Source organism: Streptomyces luteolus, assembly GCF_029968015.1.
In the GTDB taxonomy this organism is placed as follows: domain Bacteria; phylum Actinomycetota; class Actinomycetes; order Streptomycetales; family Streptomycetaceae; genus Streptomyces; species Streptomyces luteolus.
In genome coordinates this window covers 18,071-33,338 of sequence record NZ_JASCIS010000054.1, presented here as the reverse complement: position 1 = coordinate 33,338, position 15,268 = coordinate 18,071, and the positions used below count along the sequence as shown (strand labels likewise).

Genomic DNA, 15,268 nt, shown 5'->3' with positions numbered 1-15,268 from the left:
AGCGAATCCCGAAGGGGTCAGGAGCGGATCCCGAAGGGCCCCGAACGGGTCGTCTCGGGGCGGGAGTTACTCGTGCGGCGCCCAGTAGTCGAGCAGCGTCGCGGTGCCGGGCTCCAGGCCCTTCCAGGAACCGGTGTACGACAGGGTCGCCATCGCCGCGGTCGGGAAGCCGCGCCGGTTCATGCGTGCCAGGGCGTCGCCCTCGGACGAGCCGGCGAGGACGTCGGCGAGGCCGTGCACTCCGGGGTTGTGGCCGATCAGGAGGATGTCGGAGCAGTCGTCCTGCACTTCGTTGAGCACGGCGATGAGCTCGCCGGGCGAGGCTTCGTACAGACGGTCTTCGTAGACGGTCTTCGGGCGGCGCGGCAGCTCGTGGACGGCGAGCTTCCAGGTCTCGCGGGTCCGGGTGGCGGTGGAGCAGATGGCCAGGTCGAAGTCGATGCCGGTCTCGGCCAGTCTGCGGCCGGCCACCGGGGCATCCTGGCGACCGCGCTCGGCGAGCGGCCGCTCATGGTCGGACACCTGGGGCCAGTCGGCCTTCGCATGCCGAAGGAGGACAATCCTGCGGGGTGTATCGACGCTCATGCGTCCCAGCTTCGCACGAAACGCGCCTTGCGGCGCAGGTAGTTGACATGCTCCGCACGCATGGGTGACCGGGGGTTGAAGCGCGCCGGAACACCCCGTTCGACCTCGGCGGGTCAGAAGGGCAGGGCCTGTCTCAGCTGGGCCAGGACGTCGAGGTGCGGGAGGCGGCCGACCGCCGCGTGCGCGTCGGCGGGGTCCAGCACGAGGGAGAGCAGCAGCACGAAGGCGACCGTGGGCAGGGCGAGCGCCCACCAGGGCAGCTCGGCCGTGATCCGGCCACGTTGCTCCGGGGTGGCTCGGGGGTGCGCCGGTGCCGGCATGTCGCTCGCCTCCGCGGTTCGGTTGCCGTGCGCCGCTCCTTCGCGGGCACATCTTGAACCTACGGACCGACGCGGCCCGGGACTATCAGGTGATCCACCCACTTACCCCTGATACCTGCCCCCTAGGGGACGCGGGGGCAGTGGGGCCGGGGGGCAGTGGGGCCGGGGGGCCTGCCCACTGCGCCGCGCTCAGGGTGAGGCGATGGACGCGACGACGCCGATGACGACGGTGATGGCCAGCATCGCGCCGAGCACGATGAGGAACTTCTTCTGGCCGTTCTGCGGGTTCGGTTCGAGGACGGGCATGCCGCCAAGTCTCGCACCCTTTGCCCGGTCTGCCCTCAGCGGGGTGCCGTGGGCGGCGCCGCGCGCAGGCGCCTCAGCCACGGCCCGCCGGGGACTCGGGCACCCTCGGCCACGGACCCGCCGAACGCTCAGGCGCCTCAGCCACGGCCCGCCGAACGCTCAGGCGCCCTTGTCCGCGGCCCCCGCCCGCTCGGCCAGCTCCGCCTCAATGGTGCGGTTGCGGCCCGCGAGGATGCCGACCGCGATCTGCGGCACCATCAGGCCGGCCATGAGCCCGATGGGCAGGCCCCAGCCGCCGCTGTGCTGGTAGAGGACGCCGACGAGCAGCGGTCCGGGGATGGAGAGCAGGTAGCCGGTGCTCTGCGCGAACGCCGACAGCTTGGCGACGCCCGCGCCGGTGCCCGCGCGCATGCCGACCATCGTGAGGGCCAGCGGGAACGAGCAGTTGGAGACGCCAAGCACGATGGCCCACACCCACGCACCGGCCGCCGGGGCGAGGAACAGACCCGCGTACCCGATGAGTCCGCAGGTGCCGAGGACCACCGCGATCGGGCCCTGGTTGCGCAGCCGCCCCGCCACGCGCGGGATGACGAAGGCGAGCGGGACGCCCATCGCCATGGTCACGGCGAGCAGCAGACCTGCGGTGGAGGCCGGAACGCCCGCGTCCCGGAAGATCTGCGGCATCCAGCCCATCGTGATGTACGCCCCGGTGGCCTGGAGCCCGAAGTAGGCGGCGAGCGCCCAGGCCGTACGGCTGCGGGTGATGGGCAGGGCGAGCACGCCCTTGTCCCGCCCGGCCGCGGCGGACCCCGAGGTGCTCGCGCCTTCAGTCCCGCTCACGCCCTCGGTCTCGCTCGCGGCTTCGGCCTGCCTCGCGCTCCCGCGCCCCGCGCGTACGAGCAGCAGCCAGGGCAGTACGGCCACGGCGGCGACCAGCGCCCACAGGCCGAGCCCGGTCTGCCACTCGCCGCCGAGTGCGCCGGTGAGGGGCACGGTGGCGGCGGCCGCCAGGGATGTGCCGAGGGCGAGCGCCATGGAGTACAGGCCGGTCATACCGGCGACGCGGTCCGGGAACCAGCGCTTCACGATCACCGGCATCAGGATGTTGCTGACCGCGATGCCCATCAGGGCGAGGGCGCTGGCGGCCAGGAAGCCCGGCGTACCGCCCGCGAAGGGACGGACAGCGAGGCCCATGGCGATGGCGGCCATGCCGGCGCAGACCACGGCGGAGGGCCCGAAGCGCCGGGCGAGCTTGGGGGTCATCACGCCGAAGAGGGCGAAGCACAGCGGCGGCACGGACGTCAGCACGCCGGCGACGCTGGCGCTCATGCCGAGACCGGCGCGCACCTCTTCGAGGAGGGCGCCGAGGCTGGTGATCGCGGGACGCAGGTTGAGCGCCGCGAGGACAAGCCCGACGGCGACGAGCCGCAGGGTCCACGCGCGCGTGGTGGGCGGTTCGCTCGCGCTGTGCGGGGTCGCCGTACGCGGTGGGGCCTGGGTCGTCGTCTGGGTTTCCTCGTGTGGCATGAGAGTCATCATAGAATCATGGGATGAATGCTCGCACCACCCTCTCCCTGTTCCGGTCCGGGGACGCGGCGCCGCTTAAGATCCCGGCGACGCCCCGCTCCGCCCGTCCGCCGAAGGAAGCCCCATGCCGCTGACGTCTCCCAGGCGCTCCGCACTCTCCGACCAGGTCATCGCCGAGCTGCGGAACCAGATCACCTCGGGCGAGTGGCCGGTGGGCAGCCGCATCCCCACCGAGCCGGAGCTGGTCGAGCAGCTCGGCGTCGCCCGCAACACGGTGCGCGAGGCGGTACGGGCGCTGGCGCACAACGGCCTGCTCGACATCCGGCAGGGCTCCGGCACCTATGTGGCCGCGACCAGTGAGCTGGCCGGGGTGATGCACCGCAGGTTCGCCGACGCCGACCCCCGGCACATCGCCGAGCTGCGCTCCACGCTCGAGTCGAGCGCCGCGAAGCTCGCCGCCGAGCGCCGCACGGAACGCGAGCTCAAGCAGCTGGACGTGCTGCTCGAACGCCGCGAACAGGCCTGGCAGGAGCGGGACAGGGACGCGTTCGTCGAGGCCGACGCGACCTTCCACCTGGCCGTCGTCTCGGCGGGCCACAACGAGGTCCTCACCGAGCTGTACGCCGACCTCGGCGAGGTCCTGCGCGCCTGGCTCCGCGACGACGTGGGCGAACAGCTGAGCCCCGAGAACAACATGGACCACGCACGGCTCGTGGACGCGATCCGCGCGGGCGACGCGGAGACGGCCGCGGCCGAGGCGGCGGGCTACCCGTTCCTGTGCCGCACGGAGAAGTTCGACGAGAGCAGCGAGAACGACCAGGACGCGGACGGCACGCGCGCGTAGTACGGCACGCGCGCGTAGTGCCGGTTATGGGGCGCACCGGCACGCGTCTCACCTCTCGTGACTGACCCAGGCCGCCCCGACTTCCTTCCAGCAACGCCCCGCCAGCCGTACCGTCATCGCCGGACCGGCCGCCACACGCGCGGTGTCGGTGTCGATGTCCCACCACTCGCGGCACTCGATGTGCAGGGCGACCCTGTCGGTGTCGGGGTACGGGTTGTGGCAGTACGCGACCACGTGCGAGCCGGACTCACGTACGCGGCAGTCGGCGCCGAACGGAGGCTTCACCCGCTGCACGGCGCCCGAGGCGGGATGTGAAGCGGCCTCGGTCGGCAGGGCCACGGGGAGGGAGACCAGGAGCGCGAGACCGGCGAGCACCGACGGCAAGGGGCGGGGGCTGCGCACCGGAAGGACCTCCTCGGCCGTACTACGACAAGTCACTCGGGCTGCCGTGGCTGCACCACAAGGGGGAGAGAGCGGTCTCGAACCCGGACCGGCAGGCGGTCTCGAACTCGACTTCCAGAGTGCGCACTTCGGGCCCCGGGCGCCCGGTCAAGGGGGCCGAACGGGCGACGCCCCGCCTCCCGCGCGGAGCGGGAGACGGGGCGTCGAAAAGGGGCGCTGCGCGATCAGGCACCGATGGCGTGCAGGCCGCCGTCGACGTGGATGATCTCGCCGGTGGTCTTCGGGAACCAGTCCGAGAGGAGGGCGACGATGGCCTTGCCGGTGGGCTCCGGGTCGGTCAGCTCCCAGTTCAGCGGGGAGCGGGTGTCCCAGACGGAGGCCAGGTCGGAGAAGCCCGGGATGGACTTCGCGGCCATCGACCCGAGCGGGCCCGCCGAGACCAGGTTGCAGCGGATGTTCTCGGGGCCGAGGTAGCGCGCCATGTAGCGGTTGGTCGCCTCCAGGGCGGCCTTGGCCGGGCCCATCCAGTCGTACTGCGGCCAGGCGAACTGCGCGTCGAAGGTCAGGCCGACCACCGAGCCGCCGCCCGCTCCGGAGGCGCTGTCAGATGCAGTCATGAGCGGCTTCAGGGCCATCGTCAGCGACTTCAGCGAGTACGCGGAGACGTGCATGGCCGTCGACACCGACTCGAAGGGGGTGTCGAGGAAGTTGCCGCCCAGGGCGTCCTGCGGCGCGAAACCGATGGAGTGCACGATGCCGTCGAGGCCGCCGAGCTCGGCGCGGACCTTGTCCTGCAGACCGGCCATGTGCTCGTCGTTGGTGACGTCGAGCTCGATGACCGTGGTCGGCTTGGGGAGCTTCTTCGCGATGCGCTCGGTCAGCGTCGGCCGGGGCCAGGCAGTGAGGATGATCTCCGCGCCCTGCTCCTGGGCCAGCTTCGCGGCGTGGAACGCGATGGAGGACTCCATCAGCACACCGGTGATGAGGATGCGCTTGCCCTCGAGAATTCCGCCAGTGGTAGTCATCGGTGTCAGTGCCCCATGCCCAATCCGCCGTCAACGGGGATGACGGCTCCAGTGATGTACGAAGCGTCGTCCGAGGCGAGGAACCGCACCGTGGCGGCGATCTCCTCGGGCTGCGCGTAGCGGCCGAGCGGCACCTGGCCGACGATGTTCTGCCGCTGGTCGTCGGTGAGCGCCTTCGTCATGTCGGTGTCGACGAAGCCGGGCGCGACGACGTTGAAGGTGATGTTCCGCGATCCGAGTTCACGGGCCAGGGACCGTGCGAAGCCGACAAGACCGGCCTTGGAGGCGGCGTAGTTGGCCTGACCGGCGGAGCCGAGCAGTCCGACCACGGAGGAGATGAGTACGACGCGGCCCTTCTTGGCGCGCAGCATGCCGCGGTTGGCGCGCTTCACAACGCGGAAGGTGCCGGTGAGGTTGGTGTCGAGGACGGCGGAGAAGTCCTCCTCGGACATCCGCATCAGGAGCTGGTCCTTGGTCACGCCGGCGTTGGCGACGAGGACCTCGACGGGACCGTGCTTCTCCTCGATCTCCTTGTATGCCTGCTCCACCTGCTCGGTGTCGGTGATGTCGCAGCGGACGGCCAGGAAGCCCTCCGGCGGCTCACCCGAGCGGTATGTGATCGCGACCTTGTCGCCGGCGTCGGCGAAAGCCCGGGCGATGGCGAGGCCGATGCCCCGGTTGCCTCCAGTGACGAGAACCGAGCGGCTCAACGGATCACCCTTTCCCTAGCAGTCTGGTACCCCAGCAAACTATCGGTAGCTTCCGCGATACGGAGAATCGAGCCCCGACAGCCCCTCGGAGCACTGACTGTCGGATCTCTACAGAAAGTCCTGGCGACCGTACGGGCCGCCGCGACATGATCGGACACGTCCGGCCGCTGACCGGACACACAGGTTCACGAACACCGACAGCAGCCGACAGGAGACATTCGTGCCTCATTCCATCGATGCAGCGTTCACGGCGCTGCCGTTGCGGGCGCTCGCCGACGCGGCGCTCGCCCGCGCCCGCGCGCTGGGCGCCGAGCACGCGGACTTCCGCTTCGAGCGGGTGCGCAGCGCGGCCTGGCGGCTGCGGGACGCCAAGCCGTCCGGCTCGTCCGACACCACGGACCTGGGGTACGCGGTGCGCGTGGTGCACGGCGGCAGTTGGGGCTTCGCCTCCGGTGTGGATCTGACGATGGACGCGGCGGCGCGGGTCGCCTCCCAGGCCGTCGCGATGGCGAAGCTGTCCGCCCAGGTGATCTCGGCGGCGGGTTCCGACGAGCGGGTCGAGCTGGCGGACGAACCCGTGCACGCCGACAGGACGTGGATCTCCGCGTACGAGATCAATCCCTTCGACGTGCCGGCCGAGGACAAGACCGGGCTGCTCGCCGAGTGGAGTGCGCGGCTGCTCGCGGCCGAGGGTGTGGCGCATGTGGACGCCTCGCTGCTCACGGTGCAGGAGAACAAGTTCTACGCGGACACCGCGGGCACGGTCACCACGCAGCAGCGGGTCCGGCTGCACCCGCAGTTCACCGCGGTCGCCGTGGACGAGAAGAGCGGCGAGTTCGACTCGATGCGCACGATCGCGCCGCCGGTCGGACGCGGCTGGGAGTACCTGACGGGCGACGTGTGGGACTGGGACGCCGAGCTGGCGCAGATCCCCGGCTTCCTGGCCGAGAAGATGCGCGCGCCGAGCGTCGAGCCGGGGACGTACGACCTGGTGGTGGACCCGTCCAACCTGTGGCTGACGATCCACGAATCGATCGGCCACGCAACGGAGTTGGACCGCGCGCTCGGCTACGAGGCGGCGTACGCGGGCACCTCGTTCGCGACGTTCGACCAGCTCGGCAAGCTCAAGTACGGCTCCGAGATCATGAACGTCACGGGTGACCGCACGGCCGAGCACGGGCTCGCGACGATCGGGTACGACGACGAGGGCGTGGCAGGGCAGTCCTGGGACCTGGTCAAGGACGGCACGCTCGTCGGCTATCAGCTGGACCGGCGGATCGCGAAGCTCACCGGCTTCGAGCGGTCCAACGGCTGCGCGTACGCCGACTCCCCCGGACACGTTCCGGTGCAGCGAATGGCGAACGTGTCGCTGCAGCCGGCGCCGGACGGGCCCTCGACGGACGCGCTGATCGCGGGCGTGGAGCGCGGCATCTACGTCATCGGGGACCGCTCCTGGTCGATCGACATGCAGCGCTACAACTTCCAGTTCACCGGCCAGCGCTTCTTCAAGATCGAGAACGGTCGGCTCTCGGGCCAGCTCCGCGACGTCGCGTACCAGGCGACGACCACCGACTTCTGGGGTTCGATGGCCGCGGTCGGCGGCCCCGAGACGTACGTCCTGGGCGGCGCGTTCAACTGCGGCAAGGCCCAGCCGGGCCAGGTCGCGGCGGTCTCCCACGGCTGCCCCTCGGCGCTCTTCCAGAACGTGAACATCCTGAACACGACGCAGGAGGCGGGGCAGTGAGCTCTCGTACGAACAAGCCGCACGAGATCGTCGAGCGTGCCCTCGCGCTCTCCCGGGCCGACGGCTGCGTGGTGATCGCCGACGAGGCGTCGACGGCCAACCTGCGCTGGGCGGGCAACGCGCTGACCACGAACGGGGTGACGCGCGGCCGCACCCTCACCGTGATCGCCACCGTCGACGGCAAGGAGGGCACGGCTTCCGGAGTCGTCTCGCGCTCCGCCGTGACCGCCGACGAGCTGGCGGACATCGTGCGGGCCGCCGAGGACGCGGCACGCTCGGCCGGTCCCGCCGAGGACGCGCAGCCCCTGGTCGACACGGGCGCTGTCTCCGCCGACTTCACGGAGTCGCCCGCCGAGACGAGCTCGGACGTGTTCACGGAGTTCGCCCCTGCCCTCGGTGAGGCCTTCGCACGCGCGCGTGCTGGCGGGCGTGAGCTGTACGGCTTCGCCAACCACGAGGTGACGTCCAGCTATCTGGGGACGTCGACGGGGCTGCGGCTGCGGCACGACCAGCCGAACGGCACCCTCGAACTGAACGCCAAGTCGCCGGACCGCACCCGCTCCGCCTGGGCGGGCCGGGCCACGCGGGACTTCAAGGACGTCGACCCGGCGGCCCTGGACGCGGAGCTCGCCACCCGCCTCGGCTGGGCGGAGCGCCGTATCGAACTGCCCGCAGGGCGGTACGAGACGCTGCTGCCGCCGAGCGCCGTGGCGGATCTGCTGATCTACCAGTACTGGTCGTCGGGCGCGCGGGACGCCGCCGAGGGGCGCACGGTCTTCTCCACGCCCGGCGGCGGCACCCGGATCGGCGAGAAGCTGTCCGAGCTGCCGCTGACGCTGCGCAGCGACCCGGCCGAACCCGGCCTGGAATCCGCCCCGTTCGTCCTCGCGCACGCCTCGGGCGACGACTCCTCGGTCTTCGACAACGGGCTCCCGGTCGGTCCCACGGACTGGCTCCGCGACGGCGAGCTCACGCACTTGCTGAGCACCCGGCACAGCGCGGGCCTGACCGGCCTTCCGGTCGCTCCCGGCGTCGACAACCTGATCCTGGAGGGCGGCGGCGAGCGCAGCTTGGAGGAGATGGTCGCGGCGACCGAGCGCGGGCTGCTGTTGACGTGCCTCTGGTACATCCGCGAGGTCGACCCCGCCACGCTGCTCCTGACCGGCCTCACGCGCGACGGCGTGTACCTGGTGGAGAACGGCGAGGTCGTCGGCGAGGTGAACAACTTCCGCTTCAACGAGTCCCCGGTCGGCCTCCTCGGCCGGGTCTCGGAGGCAGGCCGTACGGAGAAGACGCTGCCGCGCGAGTGGGGCGACTATTTCACCCGGGCTGCGATGCCCGCTCTGCGCGTACCGGACTTCAACATGAGCTCGGTCAGCAAGGGCGTGTGACCGGACCGGAGGGCGCGCTCCGCGCGGGGCGCGCCCTCCGTGTTCGCCGGCCACCGGCCGATACGCGGTTCGGGCCGGTCGTGCGGCCCCCATAGACTGGGGCCAGCGGCCCATTCTGCGGCCGACCTAACGCTACGAGGAGACACGGGATCGTGACGGACATCGTCGACGAGCTTCAGTGGCGCGGACTTTTCGCGCAGTCCACTGACGAGGACGCACTGCGCAAGGCGCTCGCGGACGGCCCGATCACCTTCTATTGCGGCTTCGACCCGACCGCGCCCAGCCTGCACGTCGGGCACCTGGTTCAGGTGCTGACCATGCGCCGGCTGCAGCAGGCGGGCCACCGCCCGCTGGCCCTGGTCGGCGGCGCGACGGGGCAGATCGGCGACCCGAAGCCGACGGCCGAGCGCACGCTGAACTCCCCGGAGACCGTCGCGCTGTGGGTCGAGCGGGTGCGCTCGCAGATCCAGCCGTTCCTGGACTTCGAGGGCGAGAACGCCGCGACGATGGTCAACAACCTGGACTGGACGGGCGGCATGTCCGCCATCGAGTTCCTGCGGGACATCGGCAAGCACTTCCGGGTCAACAAGATGCTCACCAAGGACTCGGTGGCCCGCCGCCTGGAGTCCGACCAGGGCATCAGCTACACCGAGTTCAGCTACCAGCTGCTGCAGGGCATGGACTTCCTGGAGCTGTACCGGCGCTACGGCTGCGTGCTGCAGTCCGGCGGCTCCGACCAGTGGGGCAACCTCACGGCGGGCCTGGACCTGATCCACCGCCTGGAGCCGGACGCCCACGCGCACGCCGTGGCGACGCCGCTGATGACGAAGTCGGACGGCACCAAGTTCGGCAAGACCGAGGGCGGCGCGGTCTGGCTCGACCCCGAGATGACCACGCCGTACGCCTTCTACCAGTTCTGGCTGAACGTCGACGACCGGGACATCTCCACGTACATGCGGATCCTCAGCTTCAAGTCACAGACGGAGCTTGAGGAGCTGGAGCAGGTCACGCAGGAGCGGCCCCAGGCGCGCACCGCGCAGCGTGCGCTGGCCGAGGAGCTGACCACGCTGGTGCACGGCGCCGAGCAGTGCGCCGCGGTGATCGCCGCGTCCAAGGCGCTGTTCGGCCAGGGCGAGATCGGCGACCTGGACGAGGACACGCTGAGCGCGGCGCTCTCCGAGCTGCCGCACGTCGAGGTGACCGAACTGGGCGCGGTCGTCGACCTGTTCGCCGAGGTCGGCCTGGTCGCCAGCAAGTCCGCCGCGCGCCGCACGGTGAAGGAGGGCGGGGCGTACGTGAACAACGTGAAGGTCGCCGCCGAGGACGCCGTGGCCGAGCGGGAGCAGCTGCTGCACGGGCGGTGGCTGGTCCTGCGGCGCGGCAAGAAGAACCTGGCGGCGGTCGAGGTCGTCGACGCCTGATCCCGGCCGCGTAGTACGCACGCGTACGACTACGCGCAGTACCGCGCGCGTACGACGAGGGGCCGGTCCGTGTGGGACCGGCCCCTCGTCGTTGCGTTCTGGACCGTTCAGGTGACCTGTCTCTTGCCCTTCGCCGCCTTGTAGGCCATGTCGCCCAGGAAGACGAGGACCAGGGCGGCGACGAGCTGGAAGGCGTGCCGGCCCCAGTCGATACCTCTCGTCTCGTCGATGCCGAAGCCCGCGGCGATGGAGTTGCCGACCACGCCTCCGATGATGCCGAGCACGGTCGTCAGCCACAGCGGAATGTGCTGCTTGCCTGGGAGAATCGCCTTGGCCAACAGGCCCAGTACGAATCCCACAATGATCGCCCACAACCAGCTCATGGCTGCCTCCTCGTACGGCTCGGTGAGCAGTTACCGACAGTCTCAGGCCTGCGACCGAACCGCGCATTTCGGGACGATCACTCGGGCGCGGGGACGGCGGCCCCGGTCTCCCCGGCGCCGCAGGCCGGGCGTACCGTGGAGGGTGTTCAGACCGGGACGAGACCGGTTACGGCGGGCGGGGTGGTGGGACGTGATGCGGAAGCACAACAACGTCGAGGTGTTCCGGATCACCGGAGCCCGGCAGGGCCTCGCGGACGACGTGCGGGGTCGGCAGCGCCGCTATGTGATCTCCATGTCCGTGCGCACGGTCGCCGTGATCCTCGCCGCGGTGCTGTGGAACGTCGAGCGGCACGTCGCGATCGTCGCCCTCGTGCTCGGTATTCTCCTGCCCTACATCGCGGTGGTGATCGCCAACGCCGGTCGGGAGAACGCCCCTTCGCTGCCGTCCACGTACGTGCCGACACCAGTCAGGCCGATGCTCGACGCGCCCTCGCAGCGCGACTCGGCCGAGGAGGCGGGCCGGACACAGACCACTGAATCGGCGGCCGGGACCGGCGGTGCGGGACAGCGCGAACGGGCACGCGAGCAGGCACGCGAGCAGAGCTGACCGCGAAGCTCAAGAAATGCTCAGATCAATCATGTTGTTCCGGTGCACTGCACCGGGTCCCCCATGACATACTTCGTACGCGCTCCGCATCCCCCGTCGGAGCGACAGACCGACGCCGGGCAGCTCCCCCCGTGGCTGCTCGGCGTCGCCTTTTCCGCGTTGTTTAGGGTTGAGGCGTGAATCTTCCCGGTCTTCCCGGCCTCCCCGGCACGCCTTCCGAGTCCCCCGCCACCCCGCAGTGCTCCGCGAAGGGCTGCCGCTCCGACGCGGTGTGGGTCCTCGCGTGGAACAACCCGAAGCTGCACACCCCGGAGCGGCGCAAGACGTGGCTGGCCTGCGAGGAGCACCGCGAGCATCTGTCGCAGTTCCTGGGCGTACGCGGGTTCCTCAAGGACGTCGTACGCCTGGAGGACTGGGAGGCCTCGGCCGCCGAGAGCTGAGGGCCCACGGAGAGCTGAGGGCCCACGGAGGGCTGAGGGCCCACGGAGAGCTGAGGGCCCACGGAGAGCTGAGCGGCCGCGCCGAGATCCCGGCGCGGTTCCGGTTCAGCCGCCGATCGCCGACATGGGCCGGGAGGGCTGCAGGAACGACGGGTCGTCCAGGCCCGAGCCCGCCTTCTTGCCCCACATGGCCTGCTTCCAGATCCGGGCGATCGTCTCGTCCGAGCCGTCCTCGCCGTCCTCGCCGTCCGAGCGGAGGGCGGCGCGCAGGTCGGTCTCCTCGGTGGCGAAGAGACAGGTGCGGACCTGGCCGTCGGCGGTGAGGCGGGTGCGGTCGCAGGCGGCGCAGAAGGGGCGGGTCACCGAGGCGATGACGCCGACGGTGTGCGGGCCGCCGTCCACGATCCAGCGCTCGGCCGGGGCGGAGCCGCGCTCCTCCTGGCCCTCTTCGGTGAGCGTGAAGCGCGTACGCAGCGACTGCAGGATGTCGCCGGCGGTGATCATGCCGTCCCGCTTCCAGCCGTGCTGGGCGTCCAGGGGCATCTGCTCGATGAAGCGGAGCTCGTAGTCGTTCTCCACGGCCCAGGCGAGGAGGTCGGGGGCCTCGTCGTCGTTGAGGCCCGGCATCAGGACCGAGTTGACCTTGACCGGGGTGAGGCCCGCCTCGCGGGCGGCGGCCATGCCCTCCAGGACGTCACGGTGGCGGTCGCGGCGGGTCAGGGTCTTGAAGACGTCCGGCCTGAGGGTGTCCAGGGAGACGTTGACCCGGTCCAGGCCCGCGGCCTTCAGGGCCTGGGCCGTGCGCTTCAGGCCGATGCCGTTGGTCGTCAGGGACATCTGGGGGCGCGGTTCGAGGGCGGCGCAGCGCTCGACGATGCCGACGAGGCCGGGGCGCAGCAGGGGCTCGCCGCCGGTGAAGCGGACCTCGGTGATGCCGAGCTGGGTGACGGCGATGCGGATGAGACGGACGATCTCGTCGTCGGTGAGCAGGTCCGGCTTGGCCAGCCACTGCAGGCCCTCTTCGGGCATGCAGTACGTACACCGCAGGTTGCACCGGTCCGTCAGTGAGACCCGCAGGTCGGTGGCCACTCTGCCGAAGGTGTCGATGAGCACGTCGGGCCCCTCCCTTTTCCGGTTCCGGTATTCCAGAGCCTACGTGACGGGACCGACAAGAACACCGGCCTGATCCAACGAGACGGGCCGCGGCCCTGTCGTAGGGATCTACGACGAGACGTGCCGCGGCCCCGTCGTAGGGATCTACGACGGGGCCGCGGCGCGGGTGACGGCTCCCGGCTCAGTGGCCGGAGACGGCCTTCCGGCTCAGGAGACGGCCTTCCGGCTCAGGAGACGGCCTTCCGGCTCAGTGGGCGCCGGTGCCGGTGAGGGAGCGGACCTCGAGCTCCGCGTACTTGCCGTCGTCCGGCTTCTCCTTGGAGAGGACCGTGCCGAGCCAGCCGAGCAGGAAGCCCAGGGGGATGGAGATGATCCCCGGGTTCGCCAGCGGGAACCAGTGGAAGTCGACCCCGGGGAACATCGACGTCTCCTTGCCCGAGACGACCGGCGAGAACAGCACGAGCAGCACGGACGAGGCCAGGCCGCCGTAGATCGACCACAGCGCGCCCTGGGTGGTGAACCGCTTCCAGAACAGGCTGTAGAGGATGGTCGGCAGGTTGGCCGACGCGGCCACCGCGAAGGCGAGGGCGACCAGACCGGCGACGTTGAGGTCGCGGGCCAGGGCGCCGAGGGCGATGGAGACGATGCCGATGAAGACCGTCGCCCAGCGGGCCGCGCGGACCTCCTCCTTCTCCGTGGCCTGCCCCTTGCGGATGACGTTGGCGTAGATGTCGTGCGCGAAGGACGACGAGGACGCCAGGGTCAGACCGGCGACCACCGCGAGGATGGTGGCGAAGGCGACGGCCGAGATCACGGCGAGCAGGATGGCGCCGCCGGCGGACTCGCCACCGCCGCCGATCTCCAGGGCCGCGAGCGGTGCGGCCGTGTTGCCCGCCTTGTTGGACGCGGTGATCTCGTCCGACGAGAGCAGGGCCGCGGCGCCGAAGCCGAGGACGATCGTCATCAGGTAGAAGGCGCCGATGATGCCGATGGCCCAGTTCACGGACTTACGGGCGGCCTTGGCCGTGGGCACGGTGTAGAAGCGGATCAGGATGTGCGGCAGGCCCGCGGTGCCCAGGATCAGGGCGATGCCGAGCGAGATGAAGTCCAGCTTCGAGGTGGGCGAGACGCCGTACTTTAGTCCGGGCTCCAGGAACGCCGCGCCCTTGCCGCTGTTCTCGGCGGCGGCGCCGAGCAGGTCGGAGACGTTGAAGCCGAACTTCAGCAGGATCAGGAAGGTGATCAGGACGGTGCCGCCGATCAGCAGCACGGCCTTGACCATCTGCACCCAGGTGGTGCCCTTCATGCCGCCGATGGTGACGTACACGATCATCAGGACGCCGACGAGGGCGACGATGCCGATCTTGCCCTCGTCGGTGGTGATGCCGAGCAGCAGCGCGACGAGGACGCCCGCGCCCGCCATCTGCGCGAGCAGATAGAAGATCGACACCACGATGGTGGAGGCACCGGCGGCGGTACGGACGGGGCGCTGCCGCATCCGGTACGCGAGCACGTCGCCCATCGTGTACCGGCCGGAGTTGCGCAGCGGTTCGGCGACCAGGAGCAGCGCGACGAGCCAGGCGACGAGGAAGCCGATGGAGTACAGGAAGCCGTCGTAGCCGAACAGGGCGATGGCGCCGGCGATGCCGAGGAACGACGCGGCGGACATGTAGTCGCCGGAGATGGCGAGGCCGTTCTGGAAGCCGGTGAACTGGCGGCCGCCGGCGTAGAAGTCGGCAGCGTCCTTGGTCTGCCGGCCGGCCCAGACGGTGATGACGAGGGTCGCGACGACGAAGAGGCCGAACAGCGTGATGATGAGCGGCTGGTGCTCGCTGACCTCGGACGACGCCGCGAGGACTTCGGAAGGCGCCGCGAGGGAGACGTGCTGGCTCATGCTCCGGCCTCCATACGGGACTTGATGGCCTCAGCCTTGGGGTCGAGCTTGGCCGCGGCGTGCCGCGAGTAGAGCCAGGCGATGAGGAACGTGCTGACGAACTGCAGGATCCCGAAGACGAGGGCGACGTTGATGTTGCCGAACAGCTTGGTGCCCATGAAGCCGCCCGCGTAGTTCGAGAGCAGCACGTACAGCAGGTACCAGGCGATGAAGGCGATCGTCAGCGGGAAGGCGAAAGAACGGTGCGAGCGGCGCAGTTCGCCGAATTCCGCACCCTTCTGCACCTCGACGAACGCCTCCGTCGTGGGGGTCGCCGGACTGCTCTCTGAACCGCCCTTCGACGGTGGTGGTGCATCGGTGGCCACGGATTCTCCTAGCGACACGGGTGCGTTGACGTCGGGCATGTGACCTCGCGATGAGCGCTCTCGGGGGCGAACAAGTGAGCAGGATCACGCGGGCCGGATGGCGATGCTAGGCCCATCGACACGTGATCCAACAGGGGTCAGATGCTTGCTTCACCCAACCGCAACCGCACGGCGGCGCGCCCGTTCCACCC

17 protein-coding genes are annotated in these 15,268 nt (G+C 70.4%); 6 read left to right on the top strand and 11 right to left on the bottom strand.

The window, feature by feature from the left end; all coding sequences use genetic code 11:
• Positions 1-66 precede the first annotated feature (66 nt).
• From QIT00_RS33665 to QIT00_RS33650, 4 genes are all read right to left on the bottom strand, one after another.
• Positions 67-585 carry a SixA phosphatase family protein gene (locus QIT00_RS33665; protein WP_282539278.1) on the bottom strand — a complete coding sequence of 173 codons (519 nt, stop codon included), beginning with the start codon at positions 583-585 and terminating at the stop codon, positions 67-69.
• 113 nt (positions 586-698) lie between these two features.
• On the bottom strand, positions 699-905 hold the full coding sequence (locus QIT00_RS33660; RefSeq protein ID WP_282539277.1) for a hypothetical protein: 207 nt from the start codon (positions 903-905) through the stop codon (positions 699-701).
• A 189-nt stretch (positions 906-1,094) separates the two neighbouring features.
• Complete coding sequence (locus QIT00_RS33655) at positions 1,095-1,211, bottom strand: SGM_5486 family transporter-associated protein (protein WP_282539276.1); 117 nt, start codon at positions 1,209-1,211, stop codon at positions 1,095-1,097.
• 159 nt (positions 1,212-1,370) lie between these two features.
• Positions 1,371-2,738: a CynX/NimT family MFS transporter gene (locus QIT00_RS33650; protein WP_282539275.1), complete on the bottom strand. Its 1,368-nt coding sequence runs from the start codon at positions 2,736-2,738 to the stop codon at positions 1,371-1,373.
• A 124-nt stretch (positions 2,739-2,862) separates the two neighbouring features.
• On the opposite strand from QIT00_RS33650, the gene QIT00_RS33645 reads away from it, so the two are divergent.
• Positions 2,863-3,582 carry a FadR/GntR family transcriptional regulator gene (locus tag QIT00_RS33645; protein ID WP_282539274.1) on the top strand — a complete coding sequence of 240 codons (720 nt, stop codon included), beginning with the start codon at positions 2,863-2,865 and terminating at the stop codon, positions 3,580-3,582.
• Positions 3,583-3,630: 48 nt separating this feature from the next.
• Here the strand turns inward: QIT00_RS33645 and QIT00_RS33640 are convergent, their stop codons facing one another.
• The 3 genes from QIT00_RS33640 to fabG all read right to left on the bottom strand — a co-directional run bounded on the left by QIT00_RS33640 (position 3,631) and on the right by fabG (position 5,719).
• Positions 3,631-3,984: a hypothetical protein gene (locus tag QIT00_RS33640; protein ID WP_282539273.1), complete on the bottom strand. Its 354-nt coding sequence runs from the start codon at positions 3,982-3,984 to the stop codon at positions 3,631-3,633.
• 224 nt (positions 3,985-4,208) lie between these two features.
• Positions 4,209-5,009: an enoyl-ACP reductase FabI gene (fabI, locus tag QIT00_RS33635; protein ID WP_282539272.1), complete on the bottom strand. Its 801-nt coding sequence runs from the start codon at positions 5,007-5,009 to the stop codon at positions 4,209-4,211.
• A 5-nt stretch (positions 5,010-5,014) separates the two neighbouring features.
• Positions 5,015-5,719 carry a 3-oxoacyl-[acyl-carrier-protein] reductase gene (gene fabG / locus QIT00_RS33630; protein WP_282539271.1) on the bottom strand — a complete coding sequence of 235 codons (705 nt, stop codon included), beginning with the start codon at positions 5,717-5,719 and terminating at the stop codon, positions 5,015-5,017.
• 220 nt (positions 5,720-5,939) lie between these two features.
• Here fabG and QIT00_RS33625 point away from each other — a divergent pair, with 220 nt between their 5' ends.
• The 3 genes from QIT00_RS33625 to tyrS all read left to right on the top strand — a co-directional run bounded on the left by QIT00_RS33625 (position 5,940) and on the right by tyrS (position 10,275).
• On the top strand, positions 5,940-7,463 hold the full coding sequence (locus tag QIT00_RS33625) for a TldD/PmbA family protein (protein WP_282539270.1): 1,524 nt from the start codon (positions 5,940-5,942) through the stop codon (positions 7,461-7,463).
• Positions 7,460-8,854, top strand: a complete 1,395-nt coding sequence (locus tag QIT00_RS33620; RefSeq protein ID WP_282539269.1) for a TldD/PmbA family protein — start codon at positions 7,460-7,462, stop codon at positions 8,852-8,854. The genes QIT00_RS33625 and QIT00_RS33620 overlap by 4 nt, the downstream gene beginning before the upstream one ends.
• A gap of 152 nt (positions 8,855-9,006) precedes the next feature.
• The gene (gene tyrS, locus QIT00_RS33615; protein WP_282539268.1) at positions 9,007-10,275 is read left to right on the top strand and encodes a tyrosine--tRNA ligase; all 1,269 of its coding nucleotides are present in this window, start codon (positions 9,007-9,009) and stop codon (positions 10,273-10,275) included.
• A gap of 107 nt (positions 10,276-10,382) precedes the next feature.
• Here the strand turns inward: tyrS and QIT00_RS33610 are convergent, their stop codons facing one another.
• The gene (locus QIT00_RS33610; RefSeq protein ID WP_282539267.1) at positions 10,383-10,658 is read right to left on the bottom strand and encodes a GlsB/YeaQ/YmgE family stress response membrane protein; all 276 of its coding nucleotides are present in this window, start codon (positions 10,656-10,658) and stop codon (positions 10,383-10,385) included.
• Between the two features lie 193 nt (positions 10,659-10,851).
• Here QIT00_RS33610 and QIT00_RS33605 point away from each other — a divergent pair, with 193 nt between their 5' ends.
• Positions 10,852-11,265: a DUF3099 domain-containing protein gene (locus tag QIT00_RS33605; RefSeq protein ID WP_282539266.1), complete on the top strand. Its 414-nt coding sequence runs from the start codon at positions 10,852-10,854 to the stop codon at positions 11,263-11,265.
• A 176-nt stretch (positions 11,266-11,441) separates the two neighbouring features.
• Complete coding sequence (locus QIT00_RS33600) at positions 11,442-11,705, top strand: hypothetical protein (RefSeq protein ID WP_282539265.1); 264 nt, start codon at positions 11,442-11,444, stop codon at positions 11,703-11,705.
• Positions 11,706-11,810: 105 nt separating this feature from the next.
• On the opposite strand, the gene moaA is transcribed toward QIT00_RS33600, so the two are convergent.
• From moaA to QIT00_RS33585, 3 genes are all read right to left on the bottom strand, one after another.
• Positions 11,811-12,818 (bottom strand): GTP 3',8-cyclase MoaA, encoded by a 1,008-nt coding sequence (moaA, locus tag QIT00_RS33595; RefSeq protein WP_282539264.1) that lies wholly within the window; start codon positions 12,816-12,818, stop codon positions 11,811-11,813.
• 247 nt (positions 12,819-13,065) lie between these two features.
• Entirely contained in the window at positions 13,066-14,712 is a 1,647-nt protein-coding gene (locus QIT00_RS33590; RefSeq protein ID WP_282539263.1) for a solute symporter family protein, read from the bottom strand.
• On the bottom strand, positions 14,709-15,077 hold the full coding sequence (locus QIT00_RS33585) for a DUF485 domain-containing protein (protein WP_282539262.1): 369 nt from the start codon (positions 15,075-15,077) through the stop codon (positions 14,709-14,711). The genes QIT00_RS33590 and QIT00_RS33585 overlap by 4 nt, the downstream gene beginning before the upstream one ends.
• Positions 15,078-15,268 lie beyond the last annotated feature (191 nt).

Coding starts and splice junctions, on each gene's coding strand:
- QIT00_RS33665 (WP_282539278.1), bottom strand. CDS start 585: ATGAGCGTCGATACACCCCGCAGGATTGTCCTCCTTCGGCATGCGAAG.
- QIT00_RS33660 (WP_282539277.1), bottom strand. CDS start 905: ATGCCGGCACCGGCGCACCCCCGAGCCACCCCGGAGCAACGTGGCCGG.
- QIT00_RS33655 (WP_282539276.1), bottom strand. CDS start 1,211: ATGCCCGTCCTCGAACCGAACCCGCAGAACGGCCAGAAGAAGTTCCTC.
- QIT00_RS33650 (WP_282539275.1), bottom strand. CDS start 2,738: ATGCCACACGAGGAAACCCAGACGACGACCCAGGCCCCACCGCGTACG.
- QIT00_RS33645 (WP_282539274.1), top strand. CDS start 2,863: ATGCCGCTGACGTCTCCCAGGCGCTCCGCACTCTCCGACCAGGTCATC.
- fabI (WP_282539272.1), bottom strand. CDS start 5,009: ATGACTACCACTGGCGGAATTCTCGAGGGCAAGCGCATCCTCATCACC.
- QIT00_RS33610 (WP_282539267.1), bottom strand. CDS start 10,658: ATGAGCTGGTTGTGGGCGATCATTGTGGGATTCGTACTGGGCCTGTTG.
- QIT00_RS33605 (WP_282539266.1), top strand. CDS start 10,852: ATGCGGAAGCACAACAACGTCGAGGTGTTCCGGATCACCGGAGCCCGG.
- QIT00_RS33590 (WP_282539263.1), bottom strand. CDS start 14,712: ATGAGCCAGCACGTCTCCCTCGCGGCGCCTTCCGAAGTCCTCGCGGCG.